The sequence below is a fragment of the Micromonospora sp. NPDC049497 genome (genome assembly GCF_044465805.1).
Lineage (GTDB): Bacteria > Actinomycetota > Actinomycetes > Mycobacteriales > Micromonosporaceae > Micromonospora.
The window spans coordinates 50,937-69,893 of record NZ_JBITMC010000016.1; the positions used below are offsets into that span (position 1 = coordinate 50,937).

The window sequence follows — 18,957 nt, forward strand, 5'->3', positions numbered from 1 at the left end:
AGGCATCCGGGGGGTGGGCGCCGGTGGCCGGTGGCGACCAGGCAGGCTTGACGACATGCGCGAACCATGGGTGGTCGGTGTCAGCGGAGCCTCCGGCACGCCGTACGCGGCGGCGGTCGTACGGGCGCTCCTCGACGCCGGGGAGCCGGTGGACCTGGTCGTGTCCCGGGCCGCCCGGCTCACCGTCCTCGACGAGACCGGCCGCGCGTTCCGGGACGCGCACTGGGCCGAGGACCTCGCCGCGTGGCTGGACCGGGACCTGACCGGCGCGGACGTGCGCTACTGGCCGGCCGGTGACCTCGCGGCGGGGCCGAGCAGCGGCTCCTACCGGGTCCGCGGCATGGTCGTGGTGCCGGCGAGCACGGCCGCCTGCGCCGGGATCGCGATCGGTCTGTCCAAGGACCTGTTACAGCGCGCCGCCGAGGTCAACCTCAAGGAGCGCCGGCCGGTCGTGGTGGTGCCCCGCGAGACGCCGGTGACCCGCAGCCACCTGGAGCACCTGATCGCGTTGCACGACGCCGGCGCGGTGGTGCTGCCGGCCAGTCCGGGCTTCTACGGCGCGGGAGCGGCGGCGACCGCCGCACAACTCGTGGACTTCGTCGCCGGGAAGGTGCTCGACGCCCTCGGCGTGCCACACACGCTTTTCACACGGTGGGCTGGTGAACTCGGCGCGGCCCGTGGTCGAAACGAATCGGGCGGAAACGCGGACCGGACCTGACGTCCGGTCCGCGCGCCGATCAGCATCTTCTCAGTACATGCCGGCGTTGGCCGGACCCGGCCCGGTCGAGGCGGCGGGGCCGGCGTTGCGCGGCTTGCCCATGTCCTCCGCCTCGTCCAGCATGCCCTCCCCCTCAAGCAGAGCCCGCACCTCGGATTCCCGAAACCGGCGATGCCCGCCTGGAGTCCGGATGCTGCCTATCCGGCCCGCCGCTGCCCACCGGGTCACAGTCTTCGGGTCAACCCGAAACAGTGCGGCGACCTCACCCGGTGTCAGCAGGCGATCTCCAGTGTCCACAGCCCCCTCCTCGCGTCGACGAAGCCCCCGGCTGAACACACTGCCCCCGGCCGGTGCGAGCCCAGAGCCGTCATGAGGGACGTATGGCAATTACAGCACCAGCGACCTGGCCTGTCCGCCAAACGCGAAAAACGCACTGAGTGGGAAGTTAGGAAATGGTATCGGTGCGACGCTCCCTGACTGGGCGTAAGTGAACTGTGACCTACTGTGATGCTCAACGGGTGCCGGGCGTCCGGCGTTACGCCCGGACGACTAGTGTCTACAGTCCGTGGACGCGATCGACCTGAGCCTCGTTGAGCTGCTACGCGGCAACGCCCGCCTCTCCTACGCCGAACTGGCCCGGCAGGTGGGCCTCTCCGCACCGGCCGTGCACGAACGTGTCGGGAAGTTGGAGTCCAGCGGCGTCATCCGGGCCTACCGGGCGGAGGTGGAGCCGGAGACCATCGGCCTCGGCGTCACCGCCCTGATCGGCATCGTCGAGGACTCCGGCGCGGACACCGACGACGTCCTGGAGGGGTTCCGGGCGATCCCCGAGATCGAGTCCTGCTACTTCATGGCCGGCGTCGAGTCGTTCCTGCTCAAGGCCCGCGTCGGCACCATCGCGGAGCTGGAGCAGCTGATCATGCGGCTCAACCGGACCCCGGGCGTCGCCTCCACCCGTACCAGCATCGCCCTGTCGACCAAGTGGGAGAACCGCCCCCAGCCGGTGGGGTCCCCGCCCGCCTGAGCCGCCGGCGGGTCCGTCCGCCGCGACCGACCAACCTTTCGCCGTACGCTGTCGAGCTGCCCCACCGGTGAGACCACCGACGCAGGTGTGGCGGACGGGCGTGCCCCGGCGGTAGCCTGCGCCGATGACCACCCCGGCGGCCGCGCCGATCCCCGGACAAGCGCCCGGACCGAGACCCGCACCGGCTCCCCGACCCGGGCCCGGCGGCGGTGCGGCGGTCGTCACCGGGGCCGCCGGTGGGCTCGGCCGCGCGATCGCCGCCGCACTGCACGCCGACGGGTGGAGGGTGCTCCTCACCGACCTCGACGGCGATGCCGTGGCCGCCGCCGCGGCACCGCTCGGCGGCTGGTCCCGCGCCCTGGACGTGCGCGACGAGGCCGCCTGCGCCGAGACCGCCGCCGAGGCGGCCGGCCGGGGCGGACTCGGCCTCTGGGTGAACAACGCCGGCATCCTCGTCACCGGCCCGTCGTGGGAGCAGGACGCCGCCACCCGGTCCCGGGTGGTCGAGGTCAACGCCCTCGGCGCGATGAACGGCACCCTGGCGGCGCTGGCCCTGATGCGGGCGCAGGGCCACGGGCACGTGCTCAACGTCGTCTCGCTGGCCGGTCTGGTGGCCGCACCCGGCGAGACCGTGTACGCGGCCAGCAAGCACGCCCTCGTCGCGTTCAGCATCGGCACGCTGGCCGACCTGCGGTTGGCCGGGCACCGGGGCGTACACGTGTCGTGCCTGTGCCCGGACGGGATCTGGACGCCGATGCTGCACGACCGGCTCGACGACCCAGGGGCCGCCGCGTCCTTCACCGGTACGCTGCTCGACCCGGAGCGGGTGGCCCGCCGGGCCGCCCGACTCGCCCGCCGGCCGCGCCCGGTGGTCAGCGTGCCGCGCTGGCGCGGCGCCCAGGTCCGCCTGTTCGACGCGCTGCCCGGGGTGGCGCTGCGGCTCGCCCCGCTCATCCTCGCCGCCGGTCGCGCCGGGCAGCGCCGCCAGCGCCGGCGGACCGGTGCCGACCAGCGCTGAGCCTGCTTGCTAGGTTTCCGGCGTGACTCATCTCGACCGGTGCGACGAGGCCAGCCGGCGGTGGGTGACCGAGGCGATCGCCACTGTCGAGGCGGACGCGAACCGGTCCGCCGACACCCACCTGCTGCCCTTCCCGCTGCCGCGGGAGTGGGGCATCGACCTCTACCTCAAGGACGAGTCGGTGCACCTCACCGGGTCGCTCAAGCACCGCCTGGCCCGCTCGCTCTTCCTGTACGGGCTCTGCAACGGCTGGATCGGGCCGGCGACCACGATCGTGGAGGCATCCTCCGGGTCCACCGCCGTCTCCGAGGCGTACTTCGCCCGGATGCTGGGGCTGCCCTTCATCGCGGTGATGCCGGCGTCGACCTCGCCCGAGAAGATCGCCCAGATCGAGTTCCAGGGCGGCCGCTGTCACCTGGTGGACGACCCGGCGAAGGTGATCGTCGAGGCGCGCTGGCTGGCCGAGGACACCGGCGGGCACTACATGGACCAGTTCACGTACGCCGAGCGGGCCACCGACTGGCGGGGCAACAACAACATCGCCGAGTCGATCTACGCGCAGTTGGCCCTGGAGCGGCACCCCGTACCGGCCTGGGTCGTGGTCGGTGCCGGCACCGGCGGCACCAGCGCCACCATCGGCCGGTACGCCCGCTACCGGCGGCTGGCCACCAAACTCTGCGTGGTCGACCCGGAGAACTCGGCGTTCTACCCCGCCTGGCTGGCCGCCGACTGGTCGGTCCGCACCGGCCGCGGCTCCCGGATCGAGGGGATCGGCCGGCCCAGCGTCGAGCCCTCGTTCCTGCCGTCGGTCGTGGACCGCATGGTGCAGGTCCCCGACGCCGCCTCGCTGGCCGCGATGCGGGCCGGCTCGGCGGTCCTCGGCCGGCGCGTCGGCGGTTCGACCGGCACCAACCTGTGGGGCGCGTTCGGCCTGATCGCCGGGATGCTCGCCGAGGGCCGGAGCGGTTCGGTGGTCACTCTGATCTGCGACGCCGGCGACCGGTACGCCGACACGTACTACTCCGACGACTGGGTGGCCGCCCAGGGATTCGACCTGGAACCGCACCTGGCCACCATCGAACGTTTCCTGACCAGCGGCGCCTGGCCGGCCTGAGGGCCCGTCCCGGTCAGGCGCGCTCGGCCAGACCCGGGTAGTGCCGGACGTAGCCGTCGGCGTCCACGTCGATGTCCGCGGCGAAGGTGTCGCTGGCGAACCGGATCCGCCCCGGACCCTTTCCCGAGTAGACCTGCTCCGCCGCGACGACCACCAGGCTCGGCACCAGCACCCAGGCGACCATGATCCGGTGCGCCGTGTCGGCCGGTTCGTCGGCCAGCCGGAGCCGCCGTACCGGCAGGGTGTTGAACAGCGGTGACCCGCCCAGGTCCGCGTCGCGCGCATCGGCCAGCCGGTCCGGGTCGTCGGTGCCAGGCAGGCCGACCGGCGGGTGCCCCGCGGCGGCCAGCGCCGCGTCCAGGTCACCCTGCTCGGCGGTGGTCACCCGCCACCGGTCGGCGGCCCGTTCCAGGCGTACGCTCCGCAGCCACCCCGCGCCCTCCACCTCGACCCCCAGCCGGGTGGTCGCCCAGTCGGGGTCGGTGGTGAGCTGGTAGCGGCACGTGTAGGGGACCGGGTCGACGGCCACCTGGGTGCCACGCGCCGTCAGACCCTGCCTGTCGTCGACGAGCACGTGCTCGGCGCCAGCGGTGTCCGTGCGCGTCCACAGGAACGACTTCGGCATGGTCGGCATGTACCGGACGTTACGCGACCGGCCCGCGACCGGCACGGCATGCGACGACGCCGCCGCGGGGCCGGGGCTCCGCGGCGGCGTCGTCGGTGATGCTCGTGATCAGTGGGTACGCGCCGGCGGCCGGCCGCCGTAGCCCCGCTGCTCGTCGCGCGGCCGGTCGTCCCGACCCCGCCCGTCGGACCGGAAGCCTCCCCGGTCCCCGTAGCCACGGCCCTCGGCCGGCCGGTCGCCGTAGCGGCGCTCGCCCTGCGGCCGGTCACCGTAGGCGCGCGGGCCCCGGTCGGCGTAGGTCCGGCCGTCCGTGGAGCGGTCCCCCTGGGGCCGGTCGCCGTAGCCCCGGCTGTCGGTGGGCCGGTCGCCGTAGCGCCGCTCGCCCTGCGGGCGGTCGCCATAGCGCCGCTCGCCCTGGGGACGGTCGCCGTAGCCGCGGTCGCCCTGCGGGCGGTCGCCGTAGCGACGGTCGCCCTGCGGGCGGTCACCGTAGCCGCGGCCGTCGGTGGGCCGGTCGCCGTGGCGGCGCTCCGAGCGGTCACCGTAGGCGCGGGGGCGGTCCCCGTAGCTCCGGGCCTCACCGGACCGGTCGCCGAAGCGGCGGTCACCCCGGTCGCCGAAGCGGCGCGGGCCGCCCGACCGGTCGCCGTGCCGGCGCGACTCGGGCTCCTCGCGCACCGGGACACCGCTGGGCTCGCGGGCACCGATCAGCTCAGCCAGAGCCGGGTCGCCGACCCGCACCCGGGTCTCCGCCGGCTCCACGCCGGCCTTCTCCAGCATCGCGAGGGTGGTCCGGCGCTGCTTCGGCAGCACCAGGGTGGCCACCGCGCCGGACTCGCCGGCCCGTGCGGTGCGTCCCGCCCGGTGCAGGTAGTCCTTCGGGTCCTTCGGCGGGTCGACGTGCAGCACCAGCGAGACGCCGTCCACGTGGATGCCCCGGGCCGCCACGTCCGTGGCGACCAGCACGTTCATCCGGCCCTCCTTGAACTCGGCCAGGGTCTTCGTCCGCATCCGCTGGGTCTTGCCACCGTGCAGGCCACCGGCGCGTACGCCGACCGCCGCGAGCTGCTCGACCAGCCGGTCGACACCGAGCTGGGTGCGGGCGAACACCATGGTCCGACCGTCCCGGGCGGCGATCGACGCCGCCACCGGGAACTTGTCGTGCGGCGGGATCAGCAGCATGTGGTGGTCCATGGTGGACACCGATGCGGTCGACGGGGCGGTCGAGTGGGTGACCGGATCGGTCATGAACCGCTTGACCAGCGCGTCCACGTCACCGTCCAGAGTGGCCGAGAACAGCAGTCGCTGGGTCCCGGCCGGCGTCTTCGCCAGCAGGTCGGTGACCTCCGGGAGGAAGCCCATGTCGGCCATCTGGTCGGCCTCGTCGAGCACGGTGATCTCGACGTCGTCGAGGTGGCACACGCCCCGGTTGATCAGGTCGCCCAGCCGGCCCGGGGTGGCCACGACGATCTCCACGCCGCGCCGGAGCGCGTCGATCTGCCGGTCGTACGGCACACCGCCGACGGCGGTCTTGAGGAAGACCCCCACCGCCTTGCCGAGCGGAACCAGCGCGTCGTTCACCTGCATGGCCAGTTCACGGGTGGGCACCAGGACCAGCGCGCGGGGGTGCAGCGGACGGGCCCGGTTGCGCTCGGCCATGCGCGCGAGCAGCGGCAGGCCGAAGGCGAGGGTCTTGCCGGAGCCGGTCTGGCCGCGGCCGAGGACGTCCCGGCCGGCGAGCGCGTCCGGCATGGTGGCGCGCTGGATCTCGAAGGGGGTGGTGATGCCCTGGCGGGCGAGCACGCGGACCAGCGGCTCGGGCAGGCCCAGCGCGGCGAAGTCGACGGTCTCGGTCTCCTCGGCGGTGGCCGGCCCCCCGGCGACGGTCTCGTCGGTCAGTGGGGCGGTGGAGTCGAGGGCGGACGGAGTCGTGCCGGGATCAGCAATGATGGTCAAGAAATGCCTTTCGAGCGGGGCGCATCTTCGCGATGGCCTGCCGCAGCTGAGTGCCGCCGAATCGCCCGCAAGACCGCCCAGGGGCGCGCACGGCGCGCGCCAGGTCAGTGATCTACACCAGTGTACGGCGGTTCGGGAAACCCGCCACCGTGCCGCGGACGTGTAGTGGGCGGGCTCACCCGGTCGTGGGCTCCGCTCAGTTCTTCAGGACGCCGCCGACCAGCCCGTCCATCGCGTCGCCCGCCAGCAGGACGACGAGCACGCTGATCCCCACGAGCAACCCCAGCGCGGCGACCAGCACGATCACGACCCGGGCCGTCCGGGACCGCTCCTCGGCCGGGCTCGCGGCCCAGCCCTGGGCCAGGATGTGCCCGGTCAGCGAGCCGGAGTTGTCCAATGCCGGGTTACCGGGCAGAGCGACGGTCGCGAATCCGGGCCCCTCCGTGCCGCCGTAGAGGGTGCCCAGGTCGGGGCCACCGTCGTACCGGCCGGGCCCACCGCCGACGGACCCGTCTCGCGCGGGGGGCCTGCCCGCGGGCAGGCCGGGCGTGGCGGCACTGCCGCCCGGCGACGCGGGAGGTGACCAGGCGCTGCCCGTGCCCGCGCTGCCGGAGCGCCGGTCGACCGGGTCGGTCGACGGCGGCCAGGCGGGCAGGGCCGGTGCGGGCACCGTCGGAGGAGCGGCGCCCGGCGCGACGCTCCACCCGGAGGGCGGCGCGGAGACCGGGGCGCCGGACGGCGCGGGGGTCGGCGGCGCGGAGACCGGGGCGCCGGCCCGCGCGGAGGGGGCGGCCCGCGCGGAGGCAGGAGGCGCGAAGGCCGGCGGTGCGGAGACCGGCGGGGCGGTGGCGGGTGGTGCCGAGACCGGCACGGCGGCGCGGCCGGTGAGGCGGCCCGGCGGTGCGGAGACCGGTGCGCCGGACACCGCCGGTGGTGGGGGGAACGGCGGTGCCGGGGCGGGGCCGGGCGGCGGCGGGGGCGCGGGTACCGGTGGGCCGGGCGGGGGCGCCGGCGGACCGGGCAGCGGCGGCACGGGCCCCGGCGGGGTCGGGCCGGGTGGCGGCACCGGGCGGGGCGGCACCGGGCCAGGCAGGGGCGGCGTCGGTGTCGGCACGGGCGGCGCCGGCACCGGCGGCGTCGGGGAGGGCGGGTTCGGCCCGGGTACGGGAGGGATCGGAGCCGGCGCGGGCTCCGGTTCCGGGGTCGGTGGGGTCGGCGGCTTCGCCGGCTCCGGCGGCTGGGCGGGCTCCGGCGGCTCCGGGTTGACCGGGCCGGCCCGGTAGATCCGGGCCTCGCCGGTGTGCGATCGGATGGCCGCCGCCTCGGCGGCGGAGACCCGGCTCGTGTCCGGAACCGTGAAGCTGGCCCGGGCGGGACCGGCGGGCGGCTCCGACGACGGCACGGCCGGGGGGTCGGACGCGCCGACCGGCTGGGTGGCGCCCCGCTGGGCGGGCACCGGGGGCATCGGTTCGGCGCTGCCGGTGGCCCGGTAGGTCGTGCTTCCCGAACGGGCGGGTGACGGGTCGACCCCGTCCTCGGGAGGGGCGACGGCGGTGGCGACGGTCGCCCGTGCCCGGGCCGGTGCGGCGGCGGGCTGGTGCGGTCGTACGACGTCGGGGCTGGAACCGGCCACGCCGGGTGACGGGTCGACGGGCGCGGACCTCCGGTCGCCCGGTTCCGCCGGGACCTGCTGATCGACCATGCTCGCCTCCGCGCCACGCTCGCGCCCGGAGCCGTGCGGTCGGCCCGGGAGTGCCTGAGTCTCACCGTGCCACATTCCGCCCCTACGGCACAGTCGGAGCGCATTCCCCGGGCGGTACGGCGAGCCGCACCGACCGGGGAACGGTCGGGTCGGACGAGGTCAGCTGCCGGTGCTCGCCGACGCGGTGGCCGAGACGCTGCCGGAGGGCGCCGCGCTGCTCGCCCCCGTCGTCGGGCTGGCGCTGCTGCTGGTGACCTGCGGCGACGGCGTGGTGGGGTCGGGAGCCGGCGGCGGCGTCGTGGCCGTGGGCGACGGTGAGGTGGTGGGCGACGGGGACGTCGACGGCGTCGGCGACGTCGTCGGGCTCGGCGACGTCGTCGGGCTCGGGGAGGTCGTCGGGCTCGGCGACGTCGTCGGCAGCGGCGACCGGGTCGCCGACGGCGTCGGCTTCGGAGTGGTCGTCGGCTTCGGCGTCGTCGGGTTGCTCGGCACGGTCGGCACGGTCGGCACGGTCGGCGTGGTGGGCACGGTCGGCGTGGTCGGGGCGGGTACCGCGCCGACCACCCGGGTCGCGGCGTAGAGCCGGGACCAACGCACGTTCGAGATCTTGACGAAGTCGCCGGTGGTGGGCGCGTGGATCATCTTGCCGCCGCCGATGTACATGCCCATGTGGTGGATCGTCGTCCAGCTCGTGCCCGAGGCGAAGAAGACCAGGTCGCCGGGGAGCAGTGCCGCCGGAGGGACCGTGCGGGAGCGGGTCGCGTAGTACTGGTCGCGGGACACCCGGGGCAGGTCGTCGTAGCCCGCCGACCGGTACGCGGCCCAGATGAGGCCGGAGCAGTCGAACCGGTCCGGGCCCTCGGCGGCCCAGAGGTACGGGTCGCCGAGCTGTGCCTTCGCGTAGGCGACGGCGGCCAGCGCGGTCGGGTGCGCGGCCAGCCCGTTGGCGGTCTCGTTGGCCACGTAGCCGGCGCCGAGCTGCTGCTCGGCCGCCTCCTGCTGGCGTTCGATGACGATGAGCTGCGCGGCGTTGTCCTTGCGCAGCTGGACCAGCTTCGCCTCCTCGGAGCGCAGGGTGCGCTCGCCGGCCACGTACGCCTGCCGGGCCGTCGTGACCCGGCCCTCGGCGGCCACGAAGGCCTGCTGGGCGGCCTGCTCGCCGGTGCGGGCCCGGGTGATCTCCTGCTTCGCCTCGGTGGTGTCGCCGCCCTCGACCCGCTCGCCCCGGGTGATCCGGGAGAGCTGGCTGAGGTCGTGCAGGTCGCTCGCGAAGTCGCCCGGCGGCAGTGCCGCGGCGGCCTTGATCGCCTCGCTGGCGGTGGCGTCGGCGATGTCCTGCGCCCGGGCCAGCGCGTCGCGGGCCAGGGCCAGCTCCCGCTCGGCGGCGGCGAGCTGCGCCTCCGCCTCGGTGCGCTCCTGACGCAGCTTGAGCAGCCCGTCGCCGAGTTGCCCGACCCGCGCCTCGAGGGCGTAGATCTGCGCGGCGAGCGGGCCGCTGCCCACGCCGGCGACCGGCGTGGTGACGCTGCCGGGAAGGGCGGGAGCGGTCGGTGCGCCGCCGGGCAGGTTCAGGGCGCCGGCGACGACCGGGCGGGCGCCGGTGTCCGGGACGGTGGTGGGCAGGCCCGGCTCGGCGTACGCGGGAGCGGCCAGCACGGCGGCGACGACCGCCCCGAGCAGGGCCGACCAGAGCCTCGGACGCAGCACCGGTGAGATCACCGGGCTCCGCCGACGCCGTTGTCGCCCGTACCCGTTGTCGACCATTCCGCTCCCCGTCCGACCGGCGTCGCCGCGACCGGTGCGCGCGGCGTCAGGACGCTATCAGTGGTGTGAAACGCCCCATACTGTCTTACCGCACGCCGGCAACGATGTCGATGTGTCGGCGGGTAACGGAAGGCTGAGAGTCCGGTGAAGTACATCGCTGCGGGAGACCGTGCCGACGGTCCGTCGGGCGGCCGACGTAGGCTCGATCGGGACACCGGGGTGGAAGGACGTGGCTGGAGATGGACGCCGGACTCAAGCGTGAGCTCGAAGCGAAGGTGTACGCCGGCGAGCGGCTGACCCGTGAGGACGGGATCGCCCTCTACGAGAGCGACGACCTGACCTGGTTGGGCCGGCTGGCCCACCACCGCCGCACGGAGCTCAACGGCGACCGGGTGATGTTCAACGTCAACCGGCACCTCAACCTGACGAACGTCTGCTCCGCGTCGTGCGCGTACTGCTCGTTCCAGCGCAAGCCGGGTGAGAAGGACGCCTACACGATGCGCATCGACGAGGCGGTCCGCAAGGCCAAGGAGATGGAGGACGAGCAGCTCACCGAGCTGCACATCGTCAACGGCCTGCACCCGACGCTGCCGTGGCGCTACTACCCGAAGGTGCTGCGCGAGCTGAAGGCGGCGCTGCCGAACGTCAAGCTCAAGTGCTTCACCGCCACCGAGGTGCAGTGGTTCGAGAAGATCAGCGGCCTGAGCGCCGACGAGATCCTCGACGAGCTGATGGACGCCGGTCTGGAGTCGCTGACCGGCGGTGGCGCGGAGATCTTCGACTGGGAGGTCCGCCAGCACATCGTCGACCACGCCTGCCACTGGGAGGACTGGTCGCGCATCCACCGGCTGGCCCACTCCAAGGGCATGAAGACGCCGTCCACGATGCTCTACGGCCACATCGAGGAGCCCCGGCACCGGGTCGACCACGTGCTGCGCCTGCGGGAGCTGCAGGACGAGACCGGTGGCTTCGCGGTCTTCATCCCGCTGCGCTACCAGCACGACTTCGTGGATTCGGCGGACGGCAAGATCCGTAACCGGATCCAGGCCCGCACCACGATGGCCTCGCCGGCCGAGTCGCTGAAGACCTTCGCGGTGTCCCGGCTGCTCTTCGACAACATCCCGCACCTCAAGAACTTCTGGGTGATGCACGGCCTGTCGGTGGCCCAGCTCTCGCTGAACTTCGGCGTGGACGACCTGGACGGCTCGGTCGTGGAATACAAGATCACCCATGACGCCGACTCGTACGGCACCCCGAACACGATGCACCGGGACGACCTGCTCAACCTGATCTGGGACGCCGGCTTCCAGCCGGTCGAGCGGGACACCCGGTACAACGTGGTCCGTGAGTACGACAAGGCCCCGTCGCTGGCCGAGCGCCGCGCCGAGCCGCAGCAGGTCTGGGCCTGACGGGCCGCCGGCACCGGTGGCGGGTGGCGGCTCGCGTACCCTCGTAGGGCCATGACGGAGCAGCGGAGCGGATTCCCCCGGCGCGACGCCGAGGGGCGTGTCCTCAGCCTGGGTGACCTGCTCGGGGTCGGCCTGGCGGGCCTGGTCGTCGGCCTGGTCGCGCTGGTGCTGTTCGACTTTGCGTTCGTGTCGTTCGGCGCCGGCGAGTTCGGTCGGGCCAACGGCTGGCTGTCGGTGATCCTGCCGGCGTGGCTCTACTGGGACGACTTCCGGGCCTGGGAGTTCGGCGCCGCCCGGGTGGTGGCCGCGTTGACGGCCGGCGTGCTGGCGGGTGCCGCCGGGCTGGCGGTGGCCGGTCTCGTCGCCGGGGCGCCGCCACTGCTCTCCGGTGGGCTGGGCGCGGCGGCCTTCACCGTCGGATACGCGGTGGTCTGGTTTCCCGGTGTCCGCTGGCTGGCCCGCAGGACGGGCTGAACCCTCCGCCCGGGTGACCCGGCGGCGAGAAACGGAGTGCGGAGAAGTGAGCGCGGCGGTCAAGTACACGCTGGGCCGGATCGGGCTGTTCGTCGTCGTGCTGGCGGCCCTCCTGCCCACCGACCTGGACATCTTCCTCAAGCTGATCGTGGCGCTGGCCTTCTCGGCCGCCGCGTCCTTCTTCCTGTTGCGGGGCTGGCGGGACGAGATGGCCGAGGAGATGGCCGCCGCCGCCGAGCGCCGCCGCGCCGAGAAGGAACGCCTCCGCTCCGCCCTGGCCGGCGAGGACCAGCCCCCCACCGAGCCCGACTCCCCACCCACCCCCCGCTAACCCCCCGCTAACCCCCCGGGGGCGCTGCTCGTGTTGATCAAGGGGTTTGCGTCAGGGTCCGGCTCCTGGCCGACGCAAACCCCTTGATCAACGGGTGTTGGTCGGGTCTGCTACCAGGTGGTCGAGTCGGGGGCGGACGGCCAGGGGACGTCCGTGGGCTTGATCAGGTAGACCACGCCGCCGGAGCCGCTGCCGGTGCCGCCGCTGGCAGTGGTCCGCTTCGTCCGCAGCCAGATCTGCTCGAACTGCTCCCGTGGGTAGACGTGGCGTACCGCGTCGTTGCTCGACGAGGCCGGGTCGTTGACGATGACGTCGCCGTCGGCGGTGAAGCCGACCACCACGAACAGGTGCCCGGCGGTCCCGTAGCCCGCGCCGTCCAGCTCGCTGGCGACGAAGGACTGGCTGGTCACGACGGGGATGCCGGCGGCGATGAAACGCTCCACGTCGTCCAGGGAGTGCAGCCGGGTGACCCGCGCCTCCAGCCCGGCGAAGGTGGCCGCGTACGCGGTGTTGAACGGCCAGTTTCCGGCGCCCTCGTAGGTGTAGTCGTAGACCATCCGCGCGGCGTGGTTGACCGTCGGGTCCGGATAGGTCGGGTCGACCCACGCGGTGTCCTCGGCGGACGCCCGTCGTCCCCAGTACTCGACCACCATCGTCGTGGAGGTGGGGGAGCACCACGCCTGGCCGCCGCCGTCGTACTCGGGGTAGTGGCCGGCGTGGACGTTCTGCGAGTAGCGGGGGACCGGGAGCTCGGTGCCCCAGGCGATGCCTCCGGTGCTCGGCGGCACGGTGAACCGGTCCGGCACCCGGGAGCCCATCGCGCCGACCATCCGGACCGTCGGGGTCGCGGTGGTCGCCGGGTCCCGGTAGAGGGTCACCCGGAGCTGGTACGACCGCAGCAGCACCCCGGCGGCCGGGTTGTCGACCGCGAGGGTGTCGGTCCAGACGCGGGAGGTCTTGTCGCCCTGCTTGTCGACGCTGGTCCGCCTGATGTCCGTGTCGCCGGCGGCCCAGCGGCCCATGACGTACCAGGGGGTGCGGGTGCCGGTGCCGTACGCGGCCTGGAGTTCCACCTGGAGCCAGGTCCCGGCGGGCGTGTCGGCGTTCCACGAGGTGATCAGCTCGGTGGCGTCGAAGCCGATCGCGGTGACCGGCGAGGTCCAGGTCCCGTACGCCCAGGTGCGCTTTTTGCCGGTGTGCGGGTCCTTGTAGAGGGTCGTGCCGAGGGGGGTGCCGAGGGTGAGTCCGGCCGGGGTGGCCACCGTGCCGGCGGCGCTGCCGGCCCGCCACTCCGTTTCGCCGGCCCAGTCGTGGAAGGCGATCTGTTCGTCGTGGCCGACGATCGCGGTGGTGCCGACGACGCCGGTGGGCGCGGCCAGGGGAGCGGCCCCGGCGGGGGCGGGTGTGAGGGTGCCGAGCAGGGTGAGGGTGGTGGCGCCGGCGAGGGCGGCGGCACGAAGGCGAGGTCGGGTGGTCACTGGTCCTCCGCTTCCTGACGGGCGGATCGTTGGCGGTCAGTGTCCCGCCTGGAGGGAAGTTTCGCCAGAGGTCGACCGATAGAAAATCCTTGCCAACGTGAGGATCAGGCTGGCATGGATCAATTCAACGACGGATGTTGATATGACCATGTGGCGGGTGGTGGAGTGTCCTCCACCGTGCGGGATCTCTCCCGCGCCCCGAGGAGGTTGTCCATGGCCTTCCGCAACTCCACCCTCCGTCGCCGTCTCGCCCTCGCCGTCGCCGGTGCCCTCGGCGTCCTCACCCTCGCCGCGCCACCGGTCTCGGCCCGCCCGGGACCGGACCGCTCCGGCGAACCGGCCGCCGTGCCGTACCGGGTGCTCGGCCCGCGTACGCTCGCCGACCGCAACGCCGTCGCCCGCACCGGCGCGTCGATCGACTACTCCGAACACGGCGTGCTGAACGTCTCCGCCACCCGCGCGGAGGCCGCCGCGATCACCCGGCTCGGCTTCCGGCTGGAGGCGACCACCGCGCTCCCCACCGACCGGGGGGCCGACCCGCACGGTCACGCCGAGGGGGACGTCGGCACGCTCGCCTTCCCGCCGGCCGACTCCAACTACCACGACTACGCCGAGCTGACCGCCGTGGTGAACAAGGTCGTCGCCGACCACCCGACGATCGCCCGGAAGATCAGCATCGGGACGTCGTACGAGGGACGTGACCTGATGGCGGTGAAGATCTCCGACAACGTCGCCACCGACGAGGCGGAGCCGGAGATCCTCTTCAACGCCCAGCAGCACGCCCGGGAGCACCTGACCGTCGAGATGGCGATCTACCTGCTCAACCTGTTCACCGACAACTACGGCACCGACTCCCGGATCACCAACCTCGTCAACGGCCGCGAACTGTGGATCGTGCCGACGGTGAACCCGGACGGCAGCGAGTACGACATCGCCACCGGCTCGTACCGGTCCTGGCGGAAGAACCGGCAGCCCAACAGCGGCTCGACGTATGTCGGCACCGACCTGAACCGGAACTGGGGCTACCTGTGGGGCTGCTGCGGCGGCTCGTCCGGCTCCACCTCGTCGGACACCTACCGGGGCCCGTCGGCGTTCTCCGCGCCGGAGACCCAGGCGCTGCGGAACTTCGTCAACAGCCGGGTGGTCGGCGGTGCCCAGCAGATCAAGGCGAACATCGACTTCCACACGTACTCGCAGCTGATCCTCTGGCCGTTCGGCCACACGACCGCCAACACGACCACGGGGATGACGGCCGACCAGTACAACACGTTCGCCACCATCGGCCAGCAGATGGCGAACACCAACGGCTACACCCCGGAGCAGGCCAGCGACCTGTACATCACCGACGGCGGCAGCATCGACTGGATGTGGGCCACCCACGGCATCTGGGCGTACACCTTCGAGCTGTACCCGGGCTCGGCCACCGGCGGCGGCTTCTACCCGCCCGACGAGGTGATCCCGCAGCAGACCTCGCGCAACCGGGACGCTGTGCTGCTCCTCAGCGAGTACGCCGACTGCCCGTACCGGGCGATCGGCAAGCAGGCGCAGTACTGCGGCGGTGGTGGTGGCACCACGGTCTGGTCGGACACCTTCGAGACCGCCACCGGCTGGACCATCAACCCGTCGGGCACCGACACCGCGACCCTCGGGGCGTGGGAGCGGGGCGCCGCCCAGGCGACCACCTCCAGCGGGGCGAAGCAGCTCACCCCGTACGCCGGGAGCAACGACCTGGTCACCGGCCGGCTGGCCGGCACCGGGGCGGGTGACTACGACGTCGACGGCGGCGTGACCAGCGCCCGGTCCCCGGCGGTGACCCTGCCGTCCTCGGGCACGTTGACCCTCTCCCTGGCCTGGTACCTCGCGCACGGCTCCAACGCCAGCTCGGCGGACTACCTCCGGGTCAGCGTCGTGCACAACGGTGGCACCACCGCGCTGCTCACCCAGTCCGGGGCGGCGACCAACCGCAACGGCTCCTGGGCGGTGTCCAACCTCAACCTGACCCCGTACGCGGGTCAGTCGGTCCGCATCCTCGTCGAGGCCGCGGACGCCTCGGGCGCGAGTCTGGTCGAGGCGGCTGTGGACAACGTCACCATCACCAGCTCCTGAGAGCCGGTGGGGCCCCGCGCAGCCCCCAGCGGGGCCCCACCCACCTCCCATCCCTCGCCGATCCGGGACATAACGGCGCTGCTCACGATCGCCGAGCAGCGACCGGTCCCGGATCGGCGAGGCGCGTGCGGGGCGTGCGCTACCGTCTTACCGACCATCCCGCAGCGAAGCCGGTGCGAAACCGGCGCTGTCCCGCAACTGTGATGCCCCTGATCGGGGACGAGCCAGGTCGCCTGCGGTGTGGTCGCGACACGCGCCTTCGAGGAAGGGCGCCTCGCGGACGGGCGCATCCGCTCCCTGTCGGCGAAGCACCACGCTCCTCGACCGACAGGAGGACCCATGTCCAGACGTACCCCCCGGCTCTTCGCCGCGACCCTCGCGGTCGCCGCGCTCGCCCTCGGCGCCTGCGCCGAGAAGACCACCGACACCCCCGCGGCCGGCGGCAGCCCGTCGGCCGCCGCCAGCTTCCCGGTCACCGTCGGCTCGCTGACCCTCGCCGAGCGGCCGGAGAAGATCGTGTCGCTGTCGCCGACCGCCACCGAGATGCTCTTCGCGATCGGTGCCGGCAAGCAGGTCACCGCCGTGGACGACAACTCGAACCACCCGGCCGAGGCGCCGAAGACCGACCTCTCCGGCTTCCAGCCGAACGCCGAGGCGATCGCCGCCAAGAGCCCCGACCTGGTGGTGCTCTCCGACGACCGCAACAAGATCGTCGAACAGCTCACCGCGCTCAAGATCCCGGTGTTCCTCACCCCGGCGGCCACCACGCTGGACGACTCCTACCGGCAGATCACCGAGCTGGGCACCCTCACCGGGCACCCGGCCGAGGCCGCCGACGTGACGAAGCGGATGAAGGACGACATCGCCAAGCTGGTCGCGGACCTGCCGAAGCGGTCGGAGAAGCTCACCTACTTCCACGAGCTGGGCCCGGAGCTGTACACCGCCACCAGCAAGACCTTCATCGGCTCCATCTACGCGCTGGCCGGCCTGGAGAACATCGCCGACCCGTCCGACGCCGACGGCAAGAACGGTGGCTACCCGCAGCTCTCGCAGGAGGTCATCGTCAAGGCCAACCCGGACTTCGTGTTCCTCGCCGACACCAAGTGCTGCCAGCAGAGTGCCGACACGGTCAAGGCCCGGGCCGGCTGGGCCGGCGTCACCGCGGTGAAGAACAACCAGGTCGTCGGCCTCGACGACGACATCGCCTCCCGGTGGGGCCCGCGCGTCGTGGACCTGCTCCGCGCCATCGTCGACGCGACCGCCAAGGTGCCCGCGTGACGCTCGCCCACCGTTAACCGGGGACCCTTTCCATGCAGCAGGCGTTAAGAAGGGGCCCTTCCTTGCCCGCAGCACCGCTCGCCCGACCGGCCGGGACGCCACCCGCGTCCCGGCCGGCCGGGCTGCGGCCACGCTGGCTCGTCGCCGGCGTCGCCGCGGTGCTGGTCGCCCTGGTCGCGGGGGTGTCGTTCGGCGCGGTCAGCCTGCCGCCGGGCAGCGTCGCCGCCGAGCTGCTCAACCTCATTCCCGGCGTACGCCTCGACAGCGGGCTGACCGAGCGGGAGATCGCCATCGTCACCGAGCTGCGGCTGCCCCGGGTGGTGCTCGGCCTGCTCGTCGGTGGGCTGCTCGCCCTGGCCGGCGGCGCCTACCAGGGCGTGTTCCGCAACCCGCTGGCCGACCCGTACCTGCTCGGGGTGGCGGCCGGCGCCGGCCTCGCGGTCACGGTCGTGCTCACCCTCGGCGTCGGGGCGGGCGGTGCCCTGACCGGCCTGCCGGTCGGTGTCCCGCTGGCCGCGTTCGTCGGGGCGATCGGTGCGGTCGCCATGACGTACCTGCTCGGTGCCTCGTCCGGGCGTGGCCGCTCCCCGGCGACCCTCATCCTGGCCGGCGTGGCGGTCTCCGCGTTCCTCTCCGCCGGGCAGACCTACCTGTTGCAGCGCAACTCCGACAGCATCCAGCAGGTCTACTCGTGGCTGCTGGGGCGGCTCGCCACCGCCGGCTGGCACGACGTCCGGCTGGTCCTGCCGTACTTCCTGCTCACCGCCGTGGTCGTGCTCCTGCACCGCCGGGAGCTGGACGTGCTCTCCCTCGGCGACGACGAGGCGGCCAGCCTCGGCCTGCACCCGCAGCGTTCCCGGTACCTGCTCATCGCCGCCGCCTCGCTGGGCACCGCCGCCGCCGTCTCCGCCTCCGGCCTGATCGGCTTCGTCGGCATCATCGTGCCGCACGCCGTACGCCTGCTCGCCGGGTCGAGCTACCGGGTGATCCTGCCGCTGTCGCTGCTGTTCGGCGGCGCGTTCCTGGCGCTGACCGACGTGGTCGCCCGTACCGCCGCCGCCCCCGAGGAGATCCCGATCGGCGTGGTCACCGCCCTGCTCGGCGGCCCGTTCTTCGTCCTCGTCCTGCGTACCTCCCGGCGGATCCTCGGATGACCGCCCCGCTTCCGGCCGCGCCCGCCGTCGAGGTTCGCGACCTGCACGTCCGCCTGGACGGCGTGCCGATCCTGACCGGCGTCGACCTGACGGTCGCCGCCGGGGAGTGGGTCACCGTGATCGGCCCGAACGGCGCCGGCAAGTCGACCCTGCTGCGCGCCGTCGGCGGCCTGCTGTCCGCGGCGGGCGCCACCTCCCTCTTCGGTACGCCGAGCGAGGCGCTGCCCCGCCGCCACCGCGCCCGGGTCGTCGCCACCGTGGCCCAGTCCCCGGTCGTGCCGGCCGGCATGTCGGTGCTGGACTACGTGCTGCTCGGCCGGACCCCGTACATCCCCCCGCTCGGGCGGGAGTCCGCCGCCGACCTCGCCGTCGCGCACGACGTGCTGGACCGGCTCGACCTGACCGGGTTCCACGCCCGGGAACTGGCCACCCTCTCCGGCGGTGAGCGGCAGCGCGTCTTCCTCGCCCGCGCGCTCGCCCAGGGCGCCACGCTGCTGCTCCTCGACGAGCCGACCAGCGCGCTCGACATCGGCCACCAGCAGGAGGTGCTGGAACTCGTCGACCAGCTCCGCCGCGAGCACGGCCTGACGGTGCTGGCCACCATGCACGACCTCTCCATCGCCGGCGAGTACGCCGACCGCATGGTGCTGCTCTCCGACGGCCGGGTGGTCGCCACCGGCCCGCCCCGCGAGGTCCTGACCGAGGAGCACCTGGCCCGCTACTACCGCGCCACGGTCAAGGTCGTGTACGGCGACCACGGCCCCCTGGTAGTTCCCATTCGCCCTTCCTGACCCCGCGCTCCCGAG

Annotated in this window: 17 protein-coding genes and 1 riboswitch; of the genes, 11 read left to right on the forward strand and 6 right to left on the reverse strand. The window is 73.5% G+C overall.

Annotated elements, in window-relative coordinates; translation table 11 throughout:
• The first annotated feature begins 55 nt into the window (after positions 1 to 55).
• The gene (locus ACIBR0_RS21280; RefSeq protein ID WP_396718175.1) at positions 56 to 718 is read left to right on the forward strand and encodes a UbiX family flavin prenyltransferase; all 663 of its coding nucleotides are present in this window, start codon (positions 56 to 58) and stop codon (positions 716 to 718) included.
• 30 nt (positions 719 to 748) lie between these two features.
• On the opposite strand, the gene ACIBR0_RS21285 is transcribed toward ACIBR0_RS21280, so the two are convergent.
• A complete protein-coding gene (locus ACIBR0_RS21285; protein WP_357034504.1) occupies positions 749 to 1,015 on the reverse strand; it encodes a BldC family transcriptional regulator in 267 nt (88 codons plus the stop codon).
• Between the two features lie 268 nt (positions 1,016 to 1,283).
• Here ACIBR0_RS21285 and ACIBR0_RS21290 point away from each other — a divergent pair, with 268 nt between their 5' ends.
• The 3 genes from ACIBR0_RS21290 to ACIBR0_RS21300 all read left to right on the forward strand — a co-directional run bounded on the left by ACIBR0_RS21290 (position 1,284) and on the right by ACIBR0_RS21300 (position 3,874).
• A complete protein-coding gene (locus ACIBR0_RS21290; RefSeq protein ID WP_357034501.1) occupies positions 1,284 to 1,742 on the forward strand; it encodes an Lrp/AsnC family transcriptional regulator in 459 nt (152 codons plus the stop codon).
• Positions 1,743 to 1,866: 124 nt separating this feature from the next.
• Positions 1,867 to 2,760 (forward strand): SDR family NAD(P)-dependent oxidoreductase, encoded by an 894-nt coding sequence (locus ACIBR0_RS21295; protein WP_396718179.1) that lies wholly within the window; start codon positions 1,867 to 1,869, stop codon positions 2,758 to 2,760.
• A 22-nt stretch (positions 2,761 to 2,782) separates the two neighbouring features.
• Entirely contained in the window at positions 2,783 to 3,874 is a 1,092-nt protein-coding gene (locus ACIBR0_RS21300) for a PLP-dependent cysteine synthase family protein (protein WP_396718182.1), read from the forward strand.
• Positions 3,875 to 3,887: 13 nt separating this feature from the next.
• Here ACIBR0_RS21300 and ACIBR0_RS21305 read toward each other — a convergent pair whose 3' ends face one another.
• The 4 genes from ACIBR0_RS21305 to ACIBR0_RS21320 all read right to left on the reverse strand — a co-directional run bounded on the left by ACIBR0_RS21305 (position 3,888) and on the right by ACIBR0_RS21320 (position 9,921).
• Positions 3,888 to 4,508 carry a putative glycolipid-binding domain-containing protein gene (locus ACIBR0_RS21305; protein WP_357038568.1) on the reverse strand — a complete coding sequence of 207 codons (621 nt, stop codon included), beginning with the start codon at positions 4,506 to 4,508 and terminating at the stop codon, positions 3,888 to 3,890.
• Positions 4,509 to 4,607: 99 nt separating this feature from the next.
• Positions 4,608 to 6,455, reverse strand: coding sequence for a DEAD/DEAH box helicase (locus tag ACIBR0_RS21310; RefSeq protein ID WP_396718186.1), 1,848 nt, complete (start codon positions 6,453 to 6,455; stop codon positions 4,608 to 4,610).
• 196 nt (positions 6,456 to 6,651) lie between these two features.
• Positions 6,652 to 8,157: a hypothetical protein gene (locus tag ACIBR0_RS21315; protein ID WP_396718189.1), complete on the reverse strand. Its 1,506-nt coding sequence runs from the start codon at positions 8,155 to 8,157 to the stop codon at positions 6,652 to 6,654.
• A 159-nt stretch (positions 8,158 to 8,316) separates the two neighbouring features.
• Positions 8,317 to 9,921: a C40 family peptidase gene (locus ACIBR0_RS21320; RefSeq protein ID WP_396718191.1), complete on the reverse strand. Its 1,605-nt coding sequence runs from the start codon at positions 9,919 to 9,921 to the stop codon at positions 8,317 to 8,319.
• A gap of 239 nt (positions 9,922 to 10,160) precedes the next feature.
• Between ACIBR0_RS21320 and mqnE the strand changes: the two genes are divergently transcribed.
• The 3 genes from mqnE to ACIBR0_RS21335 are packed head-to-tail and all read left to right on the forward strand — an operon-like array spanning position 10,161 to position 12,135.
• Complete coding sequence (mqnE, locus tag ACIBR0_RS21325; protein ID WP_357035041.1) at positions 10,161 to 11,330, forward strand: aminofutalosine synthase MqnE; 1,170 nt, start codon at positions 10,161 to 10,163, stop codon at positions 11,328 to 11,330.
• A 51-nt stretch (positions 11,331 to 11,381) separates the two neighbouring features.
• Positions 11,382 to 11,804 (forward strand): hypothetical protein, encoded by a 423-nt coding sequence (locus tag ACIBR0_RS21330; RefSeq protein WP_396718194.1) that lies wholly within the window; start codon positions 11,382 to 11,384, stop codon positions 11,802 to 11,804.
• Positions 11,805 to 11,850: 46 nt separating this feature from the next.
• The gene (locus ACIBR0_RS21335) at positions 11,851 to 12,135 is read left to right on the forward strand and encodes a DUF4229 domain-containing protein (protein ID WP_396718196.1); all 285 of its coding nucleotides are present in this window, start codon (positions 11,851 to 11,853) and stop codon (positions 12,133 to 12,135) included.
• A 110-nt stretch (positions 12,136 to 12,245) separates the two neighbouring features.
• On the opposite strand, the gene ACIBR0_RS21340 is transcribed toward ACIBR0_RS21335, so the two are convergent.
• Positions 12,246 to 13,613: a C39 family peptidase gene (locus ACIBR0_RS21340; RefSeq protein WP_396718198.1), complete on the reverse strand. Its 1,368-nt coding sequence runs from the start codon at positions 13,611 to 13,613 to the stop codon at positions 12,246 to 12,248.
• Positions 13,614 to 13,826: 213 nt separating this feature from the next.
• Between ACIBR0_RS21340 and ACIBR0_RS21345 the strand changes: the two genes are divergently transcribed.
• The 4 genes from ACIBR0_RS21345 (at position 13,827) to ACIBR0_RS21360 (ending at position 18,942) form a co-directional block, all read left to right on the forward strand.
• Positions 13,827 to 15,719: a M14 family metallopeptidase gene (locus ACIBR0_RS21345; RefSeq protein ID WP_396718201.1), complete on the forward strand. Its 1,893-nt coding sequence runs from the start codon at positions 13,827 to 13,829 to the stop codon at positions 15,717 to 15,719.
• A 139-nt stretch (positions 15,720 to 15,858) separates the two neighbouring features.
• Positions 15,859 to 15,996, forward strand: a riboswitch (adenosylcobalamin (AdoCbl) riboswitch).
• 62 nt (positions 15,997 to 16,058) lie between these two features.
• Positions 16,059 to 16,997 carry an ABC transporter substrate-binding protein gene (locus ACIBR0_RS21350; RefSeq protein ID WP_396718203.1) on the forward strand — a complete coding sequence of 313 codons (939 nt, stop codon included), beginning with the start codon at positions 16,059 to 16,061 and terminating at the stop codon, positions 16,995 to 16,997.
• 32 nt (positions 16,998 to 17,029) lie between these two features.
• Positions 17,030 to 18,151 (forward strand): FecCD family ABC transporter permease, encoded by a 1,122-nt coding sequence (locus ACIBR0_RS21355; protein ID WP_396718205.1) that lies wholly within the window; start codon positions 17,030 to 17,032, stop codon positions 18,149 to 18,151.
• Positions 18,148 to 18,942, forward strand: coding sequence for an ABC transporter ATP-binding protein (locus tag ACIBR0_RS21360; protein WP_396718207.1), 795 nt, complete (start codon positions 18,148 to 18,150; stop codon positions 18,940 to 18,942). The genes ACIBR0_RS21355 and ACIBR0_RS21360 overlap by 4 nt, the downstream gene beginning before the upstream one ends.
• Positions 18,943 to 18,957: the final 15 nt, after the last annotated feature.

Bases quoted from the DNA above. Each gene is read 5' to 3' on its own strand.
- ACIBR0_RS21350 (WP_396718203.1), top strand. From the start codon at position 16,059: ATGTCCAGACGTACCCCCCGGCTCTTCGCCGCGACCCTCGCGGTCGCC.
- ACIBR0_RS21280 (WP_396718175.1), top strand. From the start codon at position 56: ATGCGCGAACCATGGGTGGTCGGTGTCAGCGGAGCCTCCGGCACGCCG.
- ACIBR0_RS21320 (WP_396718191.1), bottom strand. From the start codon at position 9,921: ATGGTCGACAACGGGTACGGGCGACAACGGCGTCGGCGGAGCCCGGTG.
- ACIBR0_RS21345 (WP_396718201.1), top strand. From the start codon at position 13,827: ATGGCCTTCCGCAACTCCACCCTCCGTCGCCGTCTCGCCCTCGCCGTC.
- ACIBR0_RS21355 (WP_396718205.1), top strand. From the start codon at position 17,030: ATGCAGCAGGCGTTAAGAAGGGGCCCTTCCTTGCCCGCAGCACCGCTC.
- ACIBR0_RS21360 (WP_396718207.1), top strand. From the start codon at position 18,148: ATGACCGCCCCGCTTCCGGCCGCGCCCGCCGTCGAGGTTCGCGACCTG.
- ACIBR0_RS21305 (WP_357038568.1), bottom strand. From the start codon at position 4,508: ATGCCGACCATGCCGAAGTCGTTCCTGTGGACGCGCACGGACACCGCT.
- ACIBR0_RS21315 (WP_396718189.1), bottom strand. From the start codon at position 8,157: ATGGTCGATCAGCAGGTCCCGGCGGAACCGGGCGACCGGAGGTCCGCG.
- ACIBR0_RS21330 (WP_396718194.1), top strand. From the start codon at position 11,382: ATGACGGAGCAGCGGAGCGGATTCCCCCGGCGCGACGCCGAGGGGCGT.
- mqnE (WP_357035041.1), top strand. From the start codon at position 10,161: ATGGACGCCGGACTCAAGCGTGAGCTCGAAGCGAAGGTGTACGCCGGC.
- ACIBR0_RS21295 (WP_396718179.1), top strand. From the start codon at position 1,867: ATGACCACCCCGGCGGCCGCGCCGATCCCCGGACAAGCGCCCGGACCG.